Genomic DNA, 18181 nt, shown 5'->3' with positions numbered 1-18181 from the left:
AGGATGGCCCGCATGGAACGTGATCTCGCGGTGCGGCTCGAAGGCGTGGGCCGCCGCTACGGCATGGCCGGTCCGTGGGTGCTGCGCGGCGTCGACCTCGGTGTGCGTGCGGGCGCGCTGATACGCGTCGAGGGCGCCAACGGCACGGGAAAGTCAACGCTGTTGAGGCTTGTCGCAGGGATCGACGCCCCCTCCGAGGGGCGGGTCGCGGGGCGCCCGCGCACGGCGTTCGTGCCCGAACGCTTCCCGGCGGCACTGCCGTTCACGGCGTACGGCTACCTCACGCACATGGGCCGCGTGCACGGTCTCGAGCGGGGCGCGGCGGGGCGGCGCGCGACGGAGTGGCTGGAGCGGTTCGGCGCCGCGGGGTACGCGCGCACGCCGCTCTCGGAGCTGTCCAAGGGCAGCAGCCAGAAGGTCGCCGTGGCGCAGGCGCTCCTCGCCGATCCCGACCTGCTGGTCCTCGACGAGGCATGGACGGGCCTGGACGCGCCCGCCCGCGGCGAACTCGACCGCGCGGTGGCGGAGCGCACGGCCGCGGGCGGCTCCGTGGTCTTCGTCGACCACGACCCACGCCGCCTCGCGGGGGTGGCGGACGAGGCGTACGGAGTGGTGGGCACGTCCCTGAATCACCGTACGCAGGACGGGACTTCGGCGGACGCGAACCCGCAGGCCCCCGTGGTGATCATCGAGGCCCGGGGCCCCCGGGGCGCGGACCTTCCCCCGCAGGCCGCGGCGAGAGCCGTGGACGCACCCCTCGTGACCTCCGGCGGCACGATCCGCCTCACGGTCCCGGAACCCCACTCGGACCGAACGCTGAGAGATCTCCTGACGGCGCGGCCGCCTTGGCATGTGGTGGCGGTGCGGAGGGAGGAGCCGGAGGACTCCGGTCTTCCCGCCTCCGGTCGTCAGGAAAGGCAGGGCCGGTGATGAACGCTCTGCTGTGTTATCAGGGGGCCCTGTTGGTGCGGTCCCAGCGGTGGCTCCCCGCCGTGATCCTGTACGCCGTCTTCCTCGCCGTCGGCGTACAGGGAGGGCAGCCCATCCTGGACTCGCTCGCGTACTCCGCCGCGGCCCTGCTGCCCGTCGCCGCCTGGCTGGTGCGGATCTGCGTCACCAACGAGCCGCCCGCGGCGCGCAGTTGCTCCGCCGCGGCGGCAGGCCCGGGGCGGGCCCATCTCGCCTCGCTGCTCGCCGCGTTCCTCGCGGCGGCCGCGCTCGGCACCGCCGCCGTGCTCGTCGTGACCGCCATCAGCGACGCGGCGAGCACCGACTCGCGGGTTCCGGTGCCCAGGCTGTCCGCGGGCGCGGCCGGGCTGCTCGCCATGCTGGTCAGTGCCCTGCTCGGCACCGCGCTCGGCGCGCTCGCCAACTGGCCGCTGCTGCGCACCGCGGGGCGTGCCGTGCCCGTGATGCTGCTCGGCGCGCTGCTCCTGCTGGTCACCACGGGCTCCCCGGCGCAGTCGGTCCTCACCGATCTGACCACGGGGTCGCGGGAGGGCACGGTGCCGGTGCCGCTGGGTGCCCTGACGGGAGCGCTGGCCGCCGCGGGGGCGGCCGTCTGGGCGGCGTGCGCGCTGAGTTCGCGGCGGAGCTGAACGAACCCCGCTTCAGAAGGACCCCGCCTCAGCCCCGCGCCGCGGCGGCCCCCTTCGACGCGGCGGGAGACGCCGCCGCGCCCGGAGACGCCGCCGCGCCCGGAGACGCCGCCGCGCCCGGAGAACCCGTCACGCCCTGCGAGCCCGTCACGCCCTGCGAACTCGCCGCAGCCGACCCGATCTGCTCCGACACCCGGACGAACCGGAACCCGCGCTCCCGCAGCTTCGGGACGATCGTCCGCAGCGCCCGCTCCGTCGCGGGCGCCGCGCTGCGCGTGCAGTGCATGACGACGACGGAGCCGGGCCGCACCCCGTCGAGCACCTGCTGGGCCACCGCCGCGGAGTCCGTCGCGAAGGCGTCGCCGCTGACCACGTCCCACTGCACGGCGGTGACCCCGCCGGGCGCGAGCGCGCGCAGGGCCTGCCGGTCGTAACAGCCGCCGGGGAAGCGGAAGTACGGCACGGGACGCTCGACCCCCGCCGCGCGGAACGCGTCGAAGGCGCGCTCCACGTCGGCCCGCATCCGGGCCGCGGGGAGGTTCGGCAGGCCGTAGCAGCTGCCGGTGAAGGCGTGGTGGCTGTACGAGTGGTTGGCGACCTCGAAGAGCGGATCCCGGCCGATGTCCTTGGCCTGCGCCGGGTACTCCTCGGCCCACCGCCCCGTCATGAAGAAGGTCGCCGGCACCTTGAGCCGTCGCAACGTGGCGACCAGCGCCGGGTTGTCGAACCGCTCGCCCGCCGCCGCCCGCGGCCCCTGGTCCGCGGTCATGTCGGCGTCGAAGGTGAGGGCGACGGTGCGGCCCTGCGTACGGGACCCGTTCGTGAACACCGGGGTGAGACCGGCGGGGCCCGGCGCGAGCGTGGGCGGTGCGGGCGGCGGCGAGGGGGCGGCGGGGCTCGCCGTGGGCCGGGCGGGGTGGCCCGGGTGCCCCGGAGCGGCGGTGCCGCCGGCGCATCCGGCGAGGACGGCGGTGAGGGTGCCGAGGGCGCAGAGCGCGGCGTATCTCCGTACGAGAGTGATCACCCGGCGACGATATATGTGCGAATGCGACAAACCACACAGCGTGCCCCACCGCCCCGCCCCGTCACCACCCGTCCGGTGCCGGGGGCGAGGCGGATGAGGGCGGCGTTGTGGCACTTCTTTTCCGCGGCCGAAGCCGACGCGGAGGCACCGAAAGGTGGGACAAGCTCAGATGCGGGCCTGGGGCAGGTCCGCTCGATCCGGGCGCCCCGCAGGGGATCGAGTGCCTGTGTGGCCGAACAACACCAACGAGCAGAAAAGAGAAGCGGAGCGCAACTTCGGCGAATGCCGCCCTGACCTGCCCGATGGCGGGCATCCTTTCCGTAGACCTTGCCCACCCTGTGAGCGTCTCTTCTGACGCCGCATGGTGTACGTGAAACCCGTCCGATCTCTATTCTGCAGCCGACAATCAGGCGCGCCGCACGTGGAATCGAGGCGCGTCGCCCCACCCTCCCTTTCCCTCACCAAAGCGACGAGAGCGCAACGGGCGCTGCTGGCCTCGGCAGTGGTGACGGGGCGGATGCTCAGTGGTTCGTAACGACAGATGGCGGTTTGTACCGACAGATAGAAAATGGTTCAGCGGGAGGCGATCCAGCGTGGAAGAAGGCAGTGCCATACCGGCAGGCGTTCTGGTTCAGGTGTCGGCCAATCGCGGGGGCGGCACCTGGGCTGTCGAGGAAAGTTTTGCCGCTGTGTTCCCGTCGAGTCAGGGCCCGGGGTACGGGGCGGAGCTTTTCATGCGGCGGCCCAACCTGGATGTGCTGCCCATCTATACCCTCAGGCTCACCGACGTGTCCATGGGGCTCTCGGTGTCACCGCGCTCACAAGGGGTGGACTTGGAGCATGTCCGAGGGCTGGTGGAGTCCGGGACGGAGGTGCCCCCGATCCTGGTGCACCGGCCGACCATGCAGGTGATCGACGGCAGACACCGGCTGCGCGCAGCGGAACTGCGCGGTGACGAGTACATCGAGGCGCGCTTCTTCGAAGGCAGCGAGGCCGATGCGTTCGTGCTGGCCGTGCGGCTCAATGTGGAGCATGGCCAGCCCCTGCGGCGCAGCGACCGGATAGCCGCGGCCCAGCGCATCGTGCGCAGCCATCCGCAGTGGTCCGATCGTCGCGTCGCGCACGCCAGCGGGCTGGCGGCGCGGACCATCGCCTCGCTCCGGCGCTCCATGGACAACGTTCCCATGCTGCCCACCCGGGTGGGCAGCGACGGCCGAGTCCGGCCGATGAGTGCCGCGGAAGGGCGCTCGAAGGCCGCCGAGTTGATACGCAGTGGCCGACAGCTCTCCCTGCGGGACATCGCCCGCGAGGCGGGAATCTCCCTGGGCACGGCCCGGGACGTCAGACAGCGGGTCCTGTCCGGCCGGGACGTGATCCCCCGAGGGCAGCGCGAGAGGCAGCGCGGACTCCCCGTACCCAGCGGGCCGGTACAGGCCGAGACGAGCCGGATCGTGCCCGAGGAGCGCAAGCAGGTGCTCGCCCGGCTGACCCGCGACCCGTCATTGCGGCTCTCGGAAAAGGGACGGACGCTGTTACGGATGCTCGCCGCGCACCCTTCGAAGTCGGAGGAATGGCAGCAGATCGCCGACAGCATCCCCCGGCACAGCGTGGACGCACTGCTGAGCCTGGCGCAGAGCTACGCCGAGGACTGGCAGACCTTCGCCCGGCAGCTCGAGGAGAGCAGCCGTCAGTCGGCGGACACGCAACGAGTGCCCGCCGACGAAAGCTAGGCAGAGGAACGGAACGTGGTGAACTCTCTCGCCGCGGGCCGGGCCTGTCACGCGCGTCCACAGTGAACAGGCCCGGCGCCGCGGCGATCAGTACACCCTGCGAGGCGAACGCGGCCGACACACCGAGTCGGCGGCGGGCAGCGCCGGCTGCCGTCACCGGCAAGCCGTCCTGCCGCCACGGCGAAGCGCATCGAAGGCCTGTCTTTCCAACAGCGCAGCATCGGTGGGAGCATCGCGGCGATGCAGGTCCAGACGGTGATTGACAGGATGGTGATGTCACGTGGCACCGAGACCTCAAGAGCCGCACATGCTCGCGTACGCGGCGGTGAGCAGCCTGGTGCTGGTTCACGACCCCGGCGCGCAGGGCGTCGCGCCGAACTACTGGACGTGGGCGGCCGACACCCACGCGGCGATGGTTTCCGCCCTGCTCGACTCCGAGCGGCCCGACATCCGCGCACGTGCGTCGACGGTCGCCGCGAGCCCGCGCGACGACGGTGCGTGCCGACAACTCGTCAAGGAGCTCGAGTCCGTCTTCGTGGAGGCCGGCACGCCGGAGTCCGCACGGCTGGTCGCGCTCGCGCAGGAAGTGGAGAGTTCGTCACGGCTGCTTGTGCACTTCGGTTCCCCCCTCGGCCACGAGACTCCCGCCCCGACGGCGGACGCACTGCTCGACGGCATCGTGCGGCGCCCGCACCACGGGACACATCCGGTTGACGCCGCTGTCGTCATCCCCTTTCGCGCAGCGGAGGACGCGCATGACCGCGTGCGGAACCTGGCCGCCGTGCTCAACGCCCTCGCAGACCAGAGCTATCCGCGCGATCGATACCGGGTGATCGTCGTCGAGAGTGATGAGCGGCCTCGATGGCGAGAGCTCTTCGCCGGAGCGTGCGATCACTACCTGTTCGCTCCCAGTCCCGGCCCGTTCAATAAGTCGTGGGTCGTGAATGCCGGCGTCGTACACGGTGCGCGTCCGGCCGAACTCATATGCGTCCTCGATGGCGATATCCTTGTCGATCACCACTTCATCGAGCGTGCAGTCGAACGATTTGGACATTGCGGAACGCAGGCACACTGGCCCTACAGCGACATGCTCTTTCTCGATGAACGCGCCAGCGTGCGGGCCAGTGTGCTGCGCTGCCTCGACGGTGCGCATCGGGGGGAACGGGAAGACATGCGCGGTGTGTGGCTCCGGCGGCCGCCAGGCGGGTGTGTGTGGCTCCGGGAATCGCTCTTTCGACGACTGGCCGGGATGGACGAGCGGTTCGTCGGATGGGGCGGCGAAGACGAGGACTTCGTCTGGCGCATCGAGCGCCATGGAGTCATGGATCGCCACGACGATCCGATGGTGCATTTGCACCATGGTCGCGCCGTGCACAAAGCCGAAAGCGGCGTACCGTTCTACGAGGAAGTCGAGAACCTCGCCTTCTGCACCTGGCCGTTCGACGCCGAGATCGGTCGCCTCGATCGCTACGTCGAGTAGAGGCTCGGACAGGATCTTGTCGAGCTGTCCCGGCCGGGCGTGACCGATGCGATGATCCGGCCGTTCGCTTCGTGTGACGGCTCGGCCGTGGATCGTGGACAACGGCTTGTGGGCGCGGTTCGAACCGCCGCTGCAACTGCACCGCGTCCTGCTCGGCGAACTCGACGCGGCCGACGGACTCGACCGGGCCCGCGCATGCGTGGACGGCACTCATCTGCGCGCGCAAAGGCCTACGACTCGAAAGCTGTGCGGCGCGAGCTGCGACGCCGCCGCATCCCGTCGGCAAGCTGACGGCCCTCATACGAGATCGGGGCCGGTGGAGGCGAGTTCCTGCACAACCACATTGAGTGGAGCCGCCGGCCATCCGTCGAGTTCCCCGTGGTGATGCTCATGCCCTCGACCGGAGGGACAACTGCCATATTTGGCCTCTCGCCAAGGGCCTTGGCTATTGCCGGACGTTTACGCGGACGGCGAGCTGTTCAACTGGTGCCTCGCGGCAGTTGAACAGCTCCTCCTTGTCGGCCTGTCGGCCTGGGTCCAGGCGCAGCGTTCCAGAGGCTCACGCCGGGCCCTTCGCGTGCCGTGGCGTGATCCTCCGGGCGAGCAGCCCGGCACTGGCCGCGGTGACGAGAGCGGCGCCGAAGACGGCCACGAACGCCACATCGTCCGCGCCCGCCCGTACATGAGCAGCGTTGAAGAGCGCCCCGGCCACGGTGACGAGCAAGACGCTGGAGAGGTTGTCGGACAGTTGCAGTGCGGCTGAATTGCGGCCCTGGTGGTCCACCGGTGAGTATTCAAGGGTGAGGACGCCGATTCCGGGCAGCAACAGTCCCATTCCGAAGCCGGCCACGGCCAGTCCGACGGCCACGGTCACCGCGGGGGCCTCCTGCAGAGCACCGGTCAGGGTGATCGCCACCCCGGCTCCGTGGATCAGCGCACCGCTGAGGACCACCCGTTGGCGTGGCCACGGCAGCCGCGAATGTCCCTGAAGCCAGGAGCCGGCGAACCAGGTAAGTGCCGCTCCGGTCAACGACATTCCGGCCGCGCCGGCGGACCAGCCCCGTTCATTGATCAGCATGAGCGGGATGTAGGTCTCGATCGTGAAGTAGGCCGCCGCTGATACTCCTCGCAGCACCACCAGCGTCGGGATGCCGCGCCGCGCGACCAGTGTGCCCGCGGGGACCAGGTGCCGCAGGAAGACGACGAGCAGCAGCAGGCCTGCGCCGGCCGCGACGAACTGGTGCGTGGAGCCCTTCGCCCCCGCGTACTGGAGCAGTCCCGCCCCGACCGCCACCGCGACGGCGGGCAGGACACTCAGGCCGGCCTGCTCCCCGAACGACGCCTCTCCGGAGGGTTGTTCGTCCAGCGCGTCCTTGTCGGCCGCACCCGCTTGGTTCAGCCGGCGCAGTGGCTTGGCGAGCAGAACCGAGACCGGGACGGTGAGGATGCCGATGCCGTAGAACACCCAGTGCCACGACAGCCACTCGGTGACCGCGCCCGCGATCGGCGGGCCCATCATCGAGGGAACGATCCAGCACGCGGTGGCCAGCGAGAATATTCGGGGCCGCAGCGCTGTCGGATAGCCGTGTCCCATGACCACGTACAGCGATACGGTCACCGCGCCGCCGCCGAACCCCTGAAGGTACCTGCCCAGCAGAAACGGCCACATGGAGCTCGAGGCGCCGGAGACCAGCGCGCCGACCGCGAAGCAGGCCAGCCCCGCGTACAGGGGGGCCGCGGGTCCTCGGCGGTCCGCCAGGCCGCCCGCGAGGACGGTGCCGACGATGCTGGTGGTCAGGAAGCCGCCGAAGGCGAAGGCGTACAGCCCGAGGCCGTCAAGGTCTTGGACCGCGATGGGCATGACCGTGTTGAGCGCCAGAGCGGCGAGTGCGGTCACGACGAACGTCGCGGCCACCGCGACTGTGCGCGCTCGGTAGGACGGGCTGAAGATGCCAGGGACTGCCGCGCTCATATGGTCCGCCGGGGTAGCGACCATGCTGCTCCTCTGACAGTCCGGTGTGGCTCGTTGGGAGGCTGGCATGGGCCGAACTACCTGTCAATCGACGTGCAACACCCCTCAGTTGGGCACTGTGAACGGCACAGCCGTACGGCCCCCGCGGGGCTTTGCCGGGGAGTCGGCGGGGGCTTGCAGAGCTGGATCCACGCTGCTCGGAGGTCAATCGCATGGGGGCTTCCGTCCGGACCACCGCCGCTCACCACGCCGCAGTTCACAGCCCAGGCTCTGTTGTACGGACCGGGATTGAAGGCGAAGAGGTAGCGGTCCACATGCGGTACGAGGACGGACTGCCGGCGCGGCTCGGCTGCGCGGCACCCAACGGTGATCGTCGGCTTGCCGCTGTTCAACTGCGGAGGCGGCGCAGTCATACAGGGGACTCGCCACTGCGCGATGAGATCGGTACAAGGCTCGACCAGGGCGTGGTTTCGGACTGGTCACCCGAAGCCTCGTGCCGATGCCGGCGCAGTCTGCCGGCAAGGCCGGAGACCGACAAGTCGCACGTTCACCCGGCCTGTCGACGGTACTTGCGCGTGTGGCCGACACCGTCACCGACCCGGTCGCACGCGGCGACCGGGAACCAACGGGGCTGCTGTGCTGATGGGTTGTGGCTCCGAACACCTCATCAACGGCACACGAGCCTCATGCGTTGCGATCACTGACCACAGTGGCCGAATTTAATACCTCGAGTCACCCGACCGGAGGCCACTCTGGCGAATTCTCGGCGCCGATAGGCCGGTTGAACAGTTGACTTGACGTGATGAGCCAGCTTGAATCTGGCCGTGCTCCTCAATGATCTAAAGGGGCACGGTTCGCTATCTGTTCTCATTGCAGTAGGGGGAACTGAATGCAGGACGGAATCCACGCAGCAGCCGAGATGAACAGCGCTGCTAACTCGAGATGAATGGCGCCAGTCCTACGGCTGACCCGCGCAGCACCCTTCGCGCCGATATCCGACCCGTCCATCCTGGTGTCTCGTGTTCCGGTTCGTGTCGTCTGAGGTGCCGCGAGGACATCAAGGCCTCGTTCCAGACCTGCAAACTGTCGAAAGCCCATGGCCGTGCCGAGTCCACTGCCACCAGAGGACGGGTGAGCGTCGAGAGCATTCTCCAAGTTCCCGCGGTTGCGCACATGTTGCCAACGCCCCGTCCATCAGCCGGCGTCGCCGGACGACCTCGGCCCGCACGGACTGCCCAGCCTTGACGATCGCGTACGGGGTCGGCCCCCGAGCGGTTGGCACTTTGTTTGCCCGATTCGCAAGTTGCCCATAGGTGGCCCCGAACCTGGAGGAAAGGTTGCTTGTTCTCGGCATAACCAATAATGACTTGGCGGGAGCGTGCCTGGTGGAGGACGGCACGGTCGTCGCAGCCGCGAGTGAGGAGCGCTTCACTCGGATCAAGGATCACAAGACATGGCCTGCGCGGTCGATCGACTTCGTTCTCGACGAGGGCAGGACGTTACTCGCCGACGTGGACGCGGTCGTGTACGGCTGGCATGCGGGGTTCGACGCCGATCGGCATCTGCTGCTCTACGCCGACCGAATAGCGGAGGAAGTCCAGAGGAACCCCGATGCGTACAGCCACCTCAGGAAGCGCATCTCGGACGAGATGGCGAACGACAAGCAAAAGCGTGGCGAGTTCGACGACTTCGTGGACAGCAATGACCTGAGGTCGAAAGTCGTGTATGTCGACCATCACGAGGCACATGGGCTCGGCGCATTCCTGTGCTCTCCCTTCGACGAGGCTCTGGTCGTGACCTGCGACGGCCGAGGCGACTTCCAATCACTGACGGTCTCCCACTGCACGGAGCAGCACACGGAGGTGCTCCAAAGGGAGACGTCCATCGACAGCTTGGGCTATTTCTACGGCCGGATCACCAAACTCCTCGGGTACCGACCGAATCGCCACGAGGGAAAGATCACAGGGCTGGCGGCGAGCGGAAACCCTGACAGGGCTCTTCCGCTGATGCGAAAGATGATCAACCTCGACGAAGCCAACCGGATCCGTGCGCTCTGCGGAGATTTCTACCAGCCGTCGTACGACGGTTACTCCGACGAACTGATCGCCGAGGTCGCCAAGCACGACCCGGCCGACATCGCCGCTGCCGCACAGGCGCACATCGAGTCGATCCTGTCCACCCTCGTGGCCCGTCACATCGCCACGGTGCCGACCGGCAACGTCTGCCTTTCGGGCGGAGTATTCGCGAACGTCAAGCTCAACCAGCGAATATTCGATGCGGCCGGCGTCGACGATGTCTACGTCATGCCTCCGATGGGTGACGGCGGTCTGCCGCTTCAGGCCGCTGTCGTCGTGTCGCACCGCCGAACCGGCAAACGCCCCACGGCACCGTCGATGGCTCTCGGCCCCGACGCGACGATCTCCATGGCGCAGCTGGATGAAATTCTCCGCGAATACCCCGCCCTTTCGGTTCGGCGCATCGATGACGGAATGGAGAAGACCGTCATCGAGGCCTTGGCGGACGGTCAGGTCGTGGGAACGTTTCGCGGTCGTATGGAATTCGGGCCACGCGCGCTCGGTAATCGAAGTGTGCTCTACCGCACCGACGACGCCTCGATCAACGACTGGCTCAACGCACGGCTGAACAGGACCGAGTTCATGCCCTTCGCGCCGATCACGGCGGAGGAACTCGGCGCGGACTGCTATGTCGGGTGGTCCAGGGAGCATGTGTCCGCGCGATTCATGACGATCACGTACGACTGCTACGAGCAGTTTTCAAAGTCCTGCCCCGCGGTCGTGCACCACGACAACACGGCGCGTCCTCAGATCGTGCGTGAGCAGGACGACCCTTTCCTGCACAGGGTTCTGCTCTCCTGGTTCGAGCGAACTGGGCAAGCGGCGTTGGTCAACACCTCGTTCAACAAACACGAGGAGCCGATCGTCGGATCGCACCGCGACGCCCTCGACGCGCTCCAGAGCGGTGCGATAGATGTGCTGGTGATCGACGACACGTTTGTCATCCGGGATGAAGCGCGCGGTGCCGCAGACGTGCCCGATCGGCAGTTGCAGGGGTAGTCCGTGTAACGACGACGCACGAGGAGCGCAATGGACGCGGAGTCTCGCCGGATCCGGATCGCGGCGGTTGTCTTCGACATGGACGGTGTCATAGTCGACTCCGGGCCGGTGATCGAGAATGCCTGGAGTGAAGTTTCACGTCGCCACGGTCGCGTCTTGACGCCCATGGACATCACGAACTTCGTTCATGGGAGACCGGGTTCGGAAACGGTACGGTTTCTCTTTCCGGACCGGTCCGACAGTGATCGCAAGGCCATCTGGTCGGAGGTCGACAAGGTCGAGGAAGAGTCGGAATGCTCAGCCATTCCGGGGGTCGTCGACCTGCTGACCGGGCTCTCTCGCCTTGGTGTCGACGTGGGGCTCGTGACCAGCAGTTGGCCGCGGCGGATCGAGTTCGTGCTGGACCATCTTGATGTGACCGGCATCTTCAAGGTGTCGGTCAATCGCAACGACGTCTCACGAGGGAAGCCGAATCCGGATCCGTATCTGACCGCGTTCGAAAGGCTCGGTGTCGATCCGGAGCGGGTCCTGGTCTTCGAGGACTCGGACGCAGGCGTGCGGTCCGCCGTCGGGGCGGGTGCGACGTGTGTGGGCGTCGGCGACGCCGGATTGGTCGACGTCGGTGCCATCACGAGCGTGCCCGACTTCACCGGCCTCTCGACCGCCGATGCGGGGGCCGGACGGGCGACCCTGACGGGATTCGACGCAGGAATCGTCGTCGATCTGCAGTCCGGGCCGACTCACGTCTGACGCCGCCGTGTTCACGCGGTTCTGCCCGACGACTTTTCATTCCCCACAGTGCCTCGACAGGGCGCAACGAAAGGATCGACCAGATCATGGATGACATCACAGCGAGTGTTGTCGAGCTCTATCAGCAGTATCCCTATCCGACCTACGGGAACCATTCAGACTACTTCGAGACATTCCTGCAGCCTCTGCTCGAAGAAGCCGGCCCGCTCTCCAGCCTGCTCGAAGCCGGCTGCGGGACAGGGTGCGTCACCGTCGATATCGCGACGGCGATGCCGAAGACGAAGATTGTCGCATTCGACCTCTCCGAGCCGTCCCTTGCCTACGCGCGCGGGCTCATACAGCAACGCGACATCCCCAACGCGCACGTCGAGCAGCGCAACTTCCTGGACGCCAATGACGACCTGCGCGACTTCGATTTCGTCTACTGTCACGGTGTTCTGCAGACCCTGTCCGACACCGCACTCGGTGCGCAGCGGCTCTTCGAGTTCGTGCGACCCGGCGGCCACGCGTACGTCTGGACGTACGCGACTCTCGGCCGTCGCGAGCTCCAGGACTTGCGAGAGGCCCTTCGCATCCTGCAGATCGGGCCTGATCACCCGGACCGGCTGGAGCTCGTGCGGACCCTGGCGCCCCCGCACTTCGCTCGTAAGGTCTACCGCGAGAACATGTCGGCCGAAGAGTCGTTGATTCACTTGCACGACGTGGTCTATCACCCGTACGACTTGGACTTCCGGGTCGACCAGCTCTACGACCTCTTCGAAGGTGCCGGATTCGACGTGGTGCGCTTGGTCGAGGCCAACGGTGAACTGTGGCCGAGCGTCGAGGAGATGCCGTGGTCGAGCGAGGTCAAGGAGCTGGCCGCGGGTCTGCCGCAAAGGCAGCGTGACGCGCTGATCGAGCTCACGCTCAAACCAGCCGGATTCGGCGTCCTCCTCCACCGGCCTTCTTAGGGGTCGGTTCAGGGTCCGGCCGGCGTCGCGTCCAGCGGGTGCTCGTCGTCGCCGACCTGGATGCCGGTGGGGTACGGGTCGGTGTCCAGTGGCAGCGCCGTTGCGTTATCGGTGCGGAGCTCATGGTCCGCGAACGGGCCGTCCATGAGGTCCGCACCACCGGCCGTCCTCGACGAGAACACGGACGCGGCCCTTCGCTCATCTGCTGTCGGTCCGGGAAGCAGGGGCAGGTTCAGGGGCGGCCCACGTACTCACAGCCATCCCTCCAGCGACGCCATGAACCCGTCGAAGTCGTCGCGGTGGATGGTGTGCCCCGCGCCCCGGACCGTCCGCACCTCGAACCCGCGCCGCGCCAGCTCCTCCTTGAGCGCGTCGTTGATGAGGAGGCTCGGCTCGGCGACCTGCACCAGCGAGGGCACGACCGGCGCGCCCGGCGTGTGGTCGACGGCGTGCGCGCCGGAGATCGACAGCGCGGTGTCCGTGTCCCAGGCGGCAAGGGTGGCGACCTCGATGTCCACGTCGGCCTCCTCCCAGCGCGGGTTGAACCCCCTGATCATCGCGCGCGAGACCCGCTTGAACCCCACGAACGCCGCGGCGTCGACCGGACCGCCGATGCCGAGCGCCCACGCCGGGTCGGAGTAGACGGCCCGCCGGGGAGCGAGCCGCTCGGCCGCGAGGGCCAGGGCGAGGCCGCCGAGCGAGTGCCCGATGGCCAGGTCGGCGCCGGTCGGCAGGGTCTCGACGAGGTCGTCGGCGAAGATCTTCGCGCCGTACTCGCCGCGCCCGCTCTCGCCGTGTCCGCGCAGGTCGACGGCGATCACGCGGTAGCCCCGCTCGGCGATGGCCGGGCCCACGCGTCGCCAGGTGCGGTGGTCCGACATGATCCCGTGGACCAGGAGGGCGACGCGGTCGCCGGTTCCCCATGTGTGGGTGTGCAGCTTCATGGTGGTGCCTTTCTTGATACGTGGCCGGGCGGCACACGTCGATCTTGTACGTGAACCGGTCCGTTCCGAAAGCGAGTCGGTCACACCTGCCTGCGATGTGGTGCCGACCGGCTTGCCAGGAGCGGGCGGCGTATGACAGCGTCGCGATCATGACGATGGGCATGGTTCTCGGCTGACATCCGCTCGCGCGCAGCGACGCGGGGATTCCGCCTGCCCTGAAACCGCCGGTGAGGCTGTCGGATGTCCGGCAACTCCCTCTTCCCGGCCGCCCGTTCTCTGGTAGCCCTTGAGGTCTCCCGCGTCGACGCGCTCTTCGTGTCCCAGCGCCCGCGATCACGAGGAGTCCTTGATGCCCCGCATCGAGTGGACCGAGAACGACAGCAATGACTGTGACGACAGCAACGACAGCATCAACTCGCTTTTTCGGCATGCCCGTTGGCACTCCGAGAGCGGTGCCGCGCCGCCCCGCAAGGTCGTTGCCGCCGACGACCGGACGAGGGCCGGCACCGCGCACCGCCTCGCCTGCGAGGGCACCGCGCTGCTCTGGCGCGGCGACTTCCACGGCGCCCGCAGGCTCCTGAGCGCCCTGGGCCGCCGCGTCGACCGGAAGGCGCCGGGACCGGGGGCCACGCCCGCCGAGTCCTTCCATCTGCACCGCCGCGCCCGCGGCCACCGGGCCCGGGTGCTCGGCATGCTGCTCGTGCGGCTCGACGGCGAACACGGCCTGGACCTGCGCCGCGCGCCCGACGTCCGTGCCGCCTGCCGGGAGGCGTACGGGCCGCCCGACGGACCGACCGTCGTCTCCCTGCGCGAGCTCCTCGGCGTGATCGGCGCCCACGAGTGGCGGAAGAAGGGCGTGCCCGTGCCCGCCCTCGGCGCCCGGATCCATCCGCATTACGGGGTGTTCTCGCCGGTCAGGGGCGAGTACGTCGACCTGGTCGCGCGGGCGCCGCTGCCGTCCGCCGCCCCGCGGGGGGTGCCCCGGCCGCGTACGGCGTTCGACATCGGCACGGGAACGGGCGTGCTCGCCGCCGTCCTCGCCCGTCGGGGCGTCGACCGGGTCGTGGCCACCGACGTCAACCCGCGCGCCCTGGCCTGCGCGCGCGACAACGTCGAACGGCTCGGTCTCGCGGGGCGCGTGGAGATCATGGACACGGGGCTGTTCCCGGCGGGCCGCGCCGCGCTCGTGGTGTGCAATCCGCCGTGGCTGCCCGCCCGTCCGACGTCCACCGTCGAGCAGGGCGTGTACGACCCGGGCGGCGCGATGCTGCACGGGTTCCTCGACGGGCTCGCGGCGCACCTGGAGCCGGCGGGGGAGGGCTGGCTCGTCCTGTCGGACCTGGCCGAGCACCTCCAACTCCGGTCGCGCGACCAGCTGTTGGCGGCCTTCGGCGCGGCGGGGCTGCGGGTCGTGGACCGCCTCGACATCGCGCCGCGCCATCCGCGGGCCGCGGATGGCGCCGACCCGCTGCACGCGGCCCGCGCGGCCGAGGTCACCTCGCTCTGGCGGCTGACGCCTGGGTGAGCCGCGTGAGCGGTGTGGTCCGGCCGTTTTGAAGCGAGCGATTCAGAATGTGCTAGCGTCCTCACTCGTCAGTTCTGAAGCACTCGCTCCAAAAGGGGGATCGCCTCCATGCCGCTTGCGGTGTACATAGTCGGGCTCGGCATCTTCACCCAGGGAACATCGGAGTTCATGCTGTCCGGCCTGCTGCCGGGCATGGCCGACGACTTGGGGGTCTCCATCCCCGACGCCGGACTCCTCATCTCGGCCTTCGCGATCGGCATGGTCGTCGGCGCCCCGCTGCTCGCCGTCGCCACGCTCGGCTGGCCGCGGCGCACGGCGCTCGTCGCGCTGCAGGCCGCCTTCGTCGTGGCCCACGTGGTCGGCGCCCTCGCGCCCGGCTACACCGTCCTGTTCGTCACACGTGTCGTCAGCGCCCTGGCGTACGCCGGGTATTGGGGCGTCGCCGTGGCCACGGCGGTCGCGCTCGTCCCCGTCGAGGCGAAGGCGCGGGCGGTCGCCGTGGTGGCCGGCGGTCTGACGCTCGCCACCGTCGTCGGCGTTCCCGCGGGCACCGTCCTTGGCCAGTTCTCCAGCTGGCGCGCCGCGTTCTGGGCGGTGGCCGCGGCCACCCTGGTGAGCCTTCTCTGCACGCTGCTCGTCGTCCCCGGCGGCCGGGCCGAGGGCGAACGCCCCTCGGTGCGGGTCGAGTTGCGGGGCATGGCGCGGCCCCAGCTGTGGCTCTCGTACGCGATCACGGCCTTCGCCTTCGGTGCGGTCATCGTCACCTTCAGCTATCTGGCGGCGCTGCTCACCGACGTGAGCGGGGTCCCCGAGGGGTGGGTGCCCGCGATCCTCGCCCTGTTCGGCGTCGGCGGGATGGCGGGCATCGTCATCGGCGGGCGCACCGGCCAGTCCCGGCCCCTCGCCACCCTCGGTCTGGGGCTCGGCGCCCTGGCCCTCTTCTCCGCGCTCCTCGCGCTGACCGCGCACGTGACGGCCGTGGTGATCGCCCTGGTCTTCCTGCTCGGCCTCGTCGGCTACGTCACCAACCCCGCCCTGCAGTCACGGGTGTTCACCCTCGCGCCGGGTGCCCCGACGCTGGTCGGCGCGGCCAACACGGCCGCGTTCAACGTCGGCAACACCGTGGCCCCGCTGCTCGGCGGCCTGGCCATCGACGCCGGGTACGGCTACGCGTCGGTGGCCTGGGTCGGCGCCGCGCTGGCCGCCGTGGGGTCGGTGGGCGTGCTGTGGGCGGCGCGTCTGCGGCGGGCGGAGCGGAAGCGGCCGGAAGTCCCCGGCCCCGGACACCAGGAAGTCCCGGCCGCGCGCCGGGCTGTGAAGGCGGAGGTATGAGCACCATGCGACGAACCGATATCGATGCCGGTACGGATACGGCTGTGGCTACGGAACGCGTGCGCGTCACCGCCGACCCCGACTGGTACGAGTCGGCGGGCATCTCCTTGGGCATCCGCGTCGGCGACCTGGTCTTCACCTCGGGGCAGGCGCCCGTCGACGAGCGCGGCGCCACCGTCGGAGCCGGGGACTTCGAGGCCCAGGCCCGGCGGGCGCTGGCCAATGTGTCCACCGTCCTCGCCCGCGCGGGCTCGGGCCTCGACCGCCTGGTCAAACTCACGGTCTTCGTGACCGACATGGCCCATCAAAACATCTTCGCGAAACTGCGCGCGGAGCACTACGCCGCCCCGTTCCCCGCGGAGTCCTTCGTCCAGGTCGCCGCGCTCGCCGACCCCGCATGGCTGATCGAGATCGAGGCGATCGGTGTCGTGGGGCGGAGCGCGGGAGGCGTCTCGTAGGCGCGTTCCCAGTTTTGTAAGGGCGTTCCAAAACGGTTACCGTGAGGTCATGGCCAGACCACGAGAGTTCAACGAGGACCGCGTCGTCACCGCGGCCATGGAGACGTTCTGGCGCAAGGGGTACGAGGGCACGTCGACGCGGGATCTGTGTGACAGCACGGGTCTTGGGCCGTCGAGCCTCTACAACACCTTTGGCGGCAAGCGGCAGCTCTACCTCCGCACGCTCCAGCGCTACTACGACACCGCCACCGCCGCGCAGGTCGAGATCCTGCGCGGCGGCGGTCCCGCGAAGGAGCGGCTGCGCGCCATGATGATCCACGCCGTCGACGCCGACCTCGACGAGACGGGCGCGCGCGGCTGCTTCGCGATCAACGCGGCCGTCGAGGTCGCCGGGCTCGACCCGGAGGTCGGGGAGGCGGTGCGGCGCAGCTTCGACCGGGTCGAGGAGGAACTGTGCGCCGTCGTGGAGGAGGGGCGTCGCGCGGGCGAGATCCGCGCCACGGGCGACGCGCGCACGGTGGCCCGCAGGGTGCAGAGCACGTACTACGGACTGCGGGTCCTCAGTCGCGTGCAGGATGACCGCGAGGTGCTGATCGCGACGGTGGACGGGGCGCTCGCGGACCTCTGACCGGGCGTAGAGCAAGTGTCCGCATGCGTCGCGCAGAGTCGCCGAATGTCCGGAAGTGCCATGCATGCCCGTTTGGCGGCCGCCGCCGAATACATCGGCGCCGCCGTCGCCTTCGTACTCGTTGTCACGTCCGGCGACGCGATCTGGCGCGCCGGGGCGGCCGTGTGCCCGGGGGTGCGTATGCCTTCGGCGTCGTGGTCGGCTTCCTCTCCTCGGACGGAACGGCGTGCGCCTCGGTGCCCTCTTCCAGGGCGGGCCGATGTGGGTGGAGGAGAACCCCGAGGTGTGGCGGAGCGTCATCCCCGTCCTGGCCCTCGGCCCGCAGGTCGCCGTGGTGCGACGCGGTACGGGGCGGCGCGGACGGCCCCGGGTGGCCCGCTGACGTTTCGCTCACGCGATCCGTCCGAGTCCGCCCTCGGGACGCTCCGGATATGCCTCGCATAGCGCATCACCTGGCCGTTTATCGCGTGTTGATCGGATCCGGAGACGCTCCGCGAGTCCATGACGACATGGGCGGACCGAAGCGACCGGAGGTATGTGCATGAAGATCGTCCGTTCCCTCAAGAAGAAGATCACTGGCGAGAAGAGCCTCAAGGCCTACGCCTGGTACCACTGGTACTAAACCGGCGAATCGGTCACCTCGCGCATCCCGTGCGGATGCGCGTCCGCGTCCCGTAGGGGCGGTCCCTCCAGGGACGGTCCTCCAGGGACGTAAT

17 protein-coding genes are annotated in these 18181 nt (G+C 69.2%); 13 read left to right on the top strand and 4 right to left on the bottom strand.

Features of this window, described 5'->3' with window-relative positions:
* Positions 1-12 precede the first annotated feature (12 nt).
* A complete protein-coding gene (locus AB0B50_RS22450; protein WP_362334531.1) occupies positions 13-930 on the top strand; it encodes an ATP-binding cassette domain-containing protein in 918 nt (305 codons plus the stop codon).
* A complete protein-coding gene (locus AB0B50_RS22445; RefSeq protein WP_362334528.1) occupies positions 930-1598 on the top strand; it encodes an ABC transporter in 669 nt (222 codons plus the stop codon). The genes AB0B50_RS22450 and AB0B50_RS22445 overlap by 1 nt, the downstream gene beginning before the upstream one ends.
* Before the next feature lie 28 nt (positions 1599-1626).
* On the opposite strand, the gene AB0B50_RS22440 is transcribed toward AB0B50_RS22445, so the two are convergent.
* Positions 1627-2622 carry a polysaccharide deacetylase family protein gene (locus tag AB0B50_RS22440; protein WP_362334526.1) on the bottom strand — a complete coding sequence of 332 codons (996 nt, stop codon included), beginning with the start codon at positions 2620-2622 and terminating at the stop codon, positions 1627-1629.
* Between the two features lie 593 nt (positions 2623-3215).
* Between AB0B50_RS22440 and AB0B50_RS22435 the strand changes: the two genes are divergently transcribed.
* Entirely contained in the window at positions 3216-4352 is a 1137-nt protein-coding gene (locus tag AB0B50_RS22435) for a ParB N-terminal domain-containing protein (protein ID WP_362334523.1), read from the top strand.
* A 307-nt stretch (positions 4353-4659) separates the two neighbouring features.
* A complete protein-coding gene (locus AB0B50_RS22430) occupies positions 4660-5832 on the top strand; it encodes a galactosyltransferase-related protein (RefSeq protein WP_362334520.1) in 1173 nt (390 codons plus the stop codon).
* A gap of 559 nt (positions 5833-6391) precedes the next feature.
* On the opposite strand, the gene AB0B50_RS22425 is transcribed toward AB0B50_RS22430, so the two are convergent.
* Entirely contained in the window at positions 6392-7828 is a 1437-nt protein-coding gene (locus AB0B50_RS22425) for an MFS transporter (protein WP_362334517.1), read from the bottom strand.
* 1289 nt (positions 7829-9117) lie between these two features.
* Between AB0B50_RS22425 and AB0B50_RS22420 the strand changes: the two genes are divergently transcribed.
* The 3 genes from AB0B50_RS22420 (at position 9118) to AB0B50_RS22410 (ending at position 12578) form a co-directional block, all read left to right on the top strand.
* Complete coding sequence (locus tag AB0B50_RS22420; protein WP_362334514.1) at positions 9118-10878, top strand: carbamoyltransferase C-terminal domain-containing protein; 1761 nt, start codon at positions 9118-9120, stop codon at positions 10876-10878.
* Between the two features lie 30 nt (positions 10879-10908).
* Positions 10909-11628: an HAD family phosphatase gene (locus AB0B50_RS22415; protein WP_362334511.1), complete on the top strand. Its 720-nt coding sequence runs from the start codon at positions 10909-10911 to the stop codon at positions 11626-11628.
* Positions 11629-11714: 86 nt separating this feature from the next.
* A complete protein-coding gene (locus AB0B50_RS22410) occupies positions 11715-12578 on the top strand; it encodes a class I SAM-dependent methyltransferase (RefSeq protein ID WP_362334508.1) in 864 nt (287 codons plus the stop codon).
* A gap of 8 nt (positions 12579-12586) precedes the next feature.
* Here the strand turns inward: AB0B50_RS22410 and AB0B50_RS22405 are convergent, their stop codons facing one another.
* Positions 12587-12760 (bottom strand): hypothetical protein, encoded by a 174-nt coding sequence (locus tag AB0B50_RS22405; protein ID WP_362334506.1) that lies wholly within the window; start codon positions 12758-12760, stop codon positions 12587-12589.
* Between the two features lie 69 nt (positions 12761-12829).
* Complete coding sequence (locus AB0B50_RS22400) at positions 12830-13522, bottom strand: alpha/beta hydrolase (protein WP_362334503.1); 693 nt, start codon at positions 13520-13522, stop codon at positions 12830-12832.
* 349 nt (positions 13523-13871) lie between these two features.
* Here AB0B50_RS22400 and AB0B50_RS22395 point away from each other — a divergent pair, with 349 nt between their 5' ends.
* The 6 genes from AB0B50_RS22395 (at position 13872) to AB0B50_RS22370 (ending at position 18087) form a co-directional block, all read left to right on the top strand.
* Positions 13872-15047, top strand: coding sequence for a class I SAM-dependent methyltransferase (locus AB0B50_RS22395; RefSeq protein WP_362334500.1), 1176 nt, complete (start codon positions 13872-13874; stop codon positions 15045-15047).
* A 108-nt stretch (positions 15048-15155) separates the two neighbouring features.
* Positions 15156-16379, top strand: a complete 1224-nt coding sequence (locus AB0B50_RS22390) for a Cmx/CmrA family chloramphenicol efflux MFS transporter (RefSeq protein WP_362334497.1) — start codon at positions 15156-15158, stop codon at positions 16377-16379.
* A gap of 44 nt (positions 16380-16423) precedes the next feature.
* Positions 16424-16837, top strand: a complete 414-nt coding sequence (locus AB0B50_RS22385) for a RidA family protein (protein ID WP_362334494.1) — start codon at positions 16424-16426, stop codon at positions 16835-16837.
* 49 nt (positions 16838-16886) lie between these two features.
* Positions 16887-17465, top strand: coding sequence for a TetR/AcrR family transcriptional regulator (locus tag AB0B50_RS22380; protein ID WP_362334491.1), 579 nt, complete (start codon positions 16887-16889; stop codon positions 17463-17465).
* 226 nt (positions 17466-17691) lie between these two features.
* Positions 17692-17847, top strand: a complete 156-nt coding sequence (locus AB0B50_RS22375; protein WP_362334488.1) for a hypothetical protein — start codon at positions 17692-17694, stop codon at positions 17845-17847.
* A 153-nt stretch (positions 17848-18000) separates the two neighbouring features.
* Entirely contained in the window at positions 18001-18087 is an 87-nt protein-coding gene (locus AB0B50_RS22370; protein WP_362334896.1) for a tryptorubin family RiPP precursor, read from the top strand.
* Positions 18088-18181: the final 94 nt, after the last annotated feature.

Origin of the sequence: Streptomyces sp. NPDC041068, from assembly GCF_040647455.1 — a bacterium.
GTDB lineage: Bacteria > Actinomycetota > Actinomycetes > Streptomycetales > Streptomycetaceae > Streptomyces.
The sequence above is the reverse complement of the archived record's forward strand: the minus strand, read 5'-3'. Positions and strand labels throughout refer to the sequence as shown.

Bases quoted from the DNA above. Each gene is read 5' to 3' on its own strand.
- AB0B50_RS22450 (WP_362334531.1), top strand. From the start codon at position 13: ATGGAACGTGATCTCGCGGTGCGGCTCGAAGGCGTGGGCCGCCGCTAC.
- AB0B50_RS22445 (WP_362334528.1), top strand. From the start codon at position 930: ATGAACGCTCTGCTGTGTTATCAGGGGGCCCTGTTGGTGCGGTCCCAG.
- AB0B50_RS22430 (WP_362334520.1), top strand. From the start codon at position 4,660: ATGCTCGCGTACGCGGCGGTGAGCAGCCTGGTGCTGGTTCACGACCCC.
- AB0B50_RS22425 (WP_362334517.1), bottom strand. From the start codon at position 7,828: ATGGTCGCTACCCCGGCGGACCATATGAGCGCGGCAGTCCCTGGCATC.
- AB0B50_RS22415 (WP_362334511.1), top strand. From the start codon at position 10,909: ATGGACGCGGAGTCTCGCCGGATCCGGATCGCGGCGGTTGTCTTCGAC.
- AB0B50_RS22410 (WP_362334508.1), top strand. From the start codon at position 11,715: ATGGATGACATCACAGCGAGTGTTGTCGAGCTCTATCAGCAGTATCCC.
- AB0B50_RS22400 (WP_362334503.1), bottom strand. From the start codon at position 13,522: ATGAAGCTGCACACCCACACATGGGGAACCGGCGACCGCGTCGCCCTC.
- AB0B50_RS22395 (WP_362334500.1), top strand. From the start codon at position 13,872: ATGCCCCGCATCGAGTGGACCGAGAACGACAGCAATGACTGTGACGAC.
- AB0B50_RS22390 (WP_362334497.1), top strand. From the start codon at position 15,156: ATGCCGCTTGCGGTGTACATAGTCGGGCTCGGCATCTTCACCCAGGGA.
- AB0B50_RS22380 (WP_362334491.1), top strand. From the start codon at position 16,887: ATGGCCAGACCACGAGAGTTCAACGAGGACCGCGTCGTCACCGCGGCC.
- AB0B50_RS22370 (WP_362334896.1), top strand. From the start codon at position 18,001: ATGTGCATGAAGATCGTCCGTTCCCTCAAGAAGAAGATCACTGGCGAG.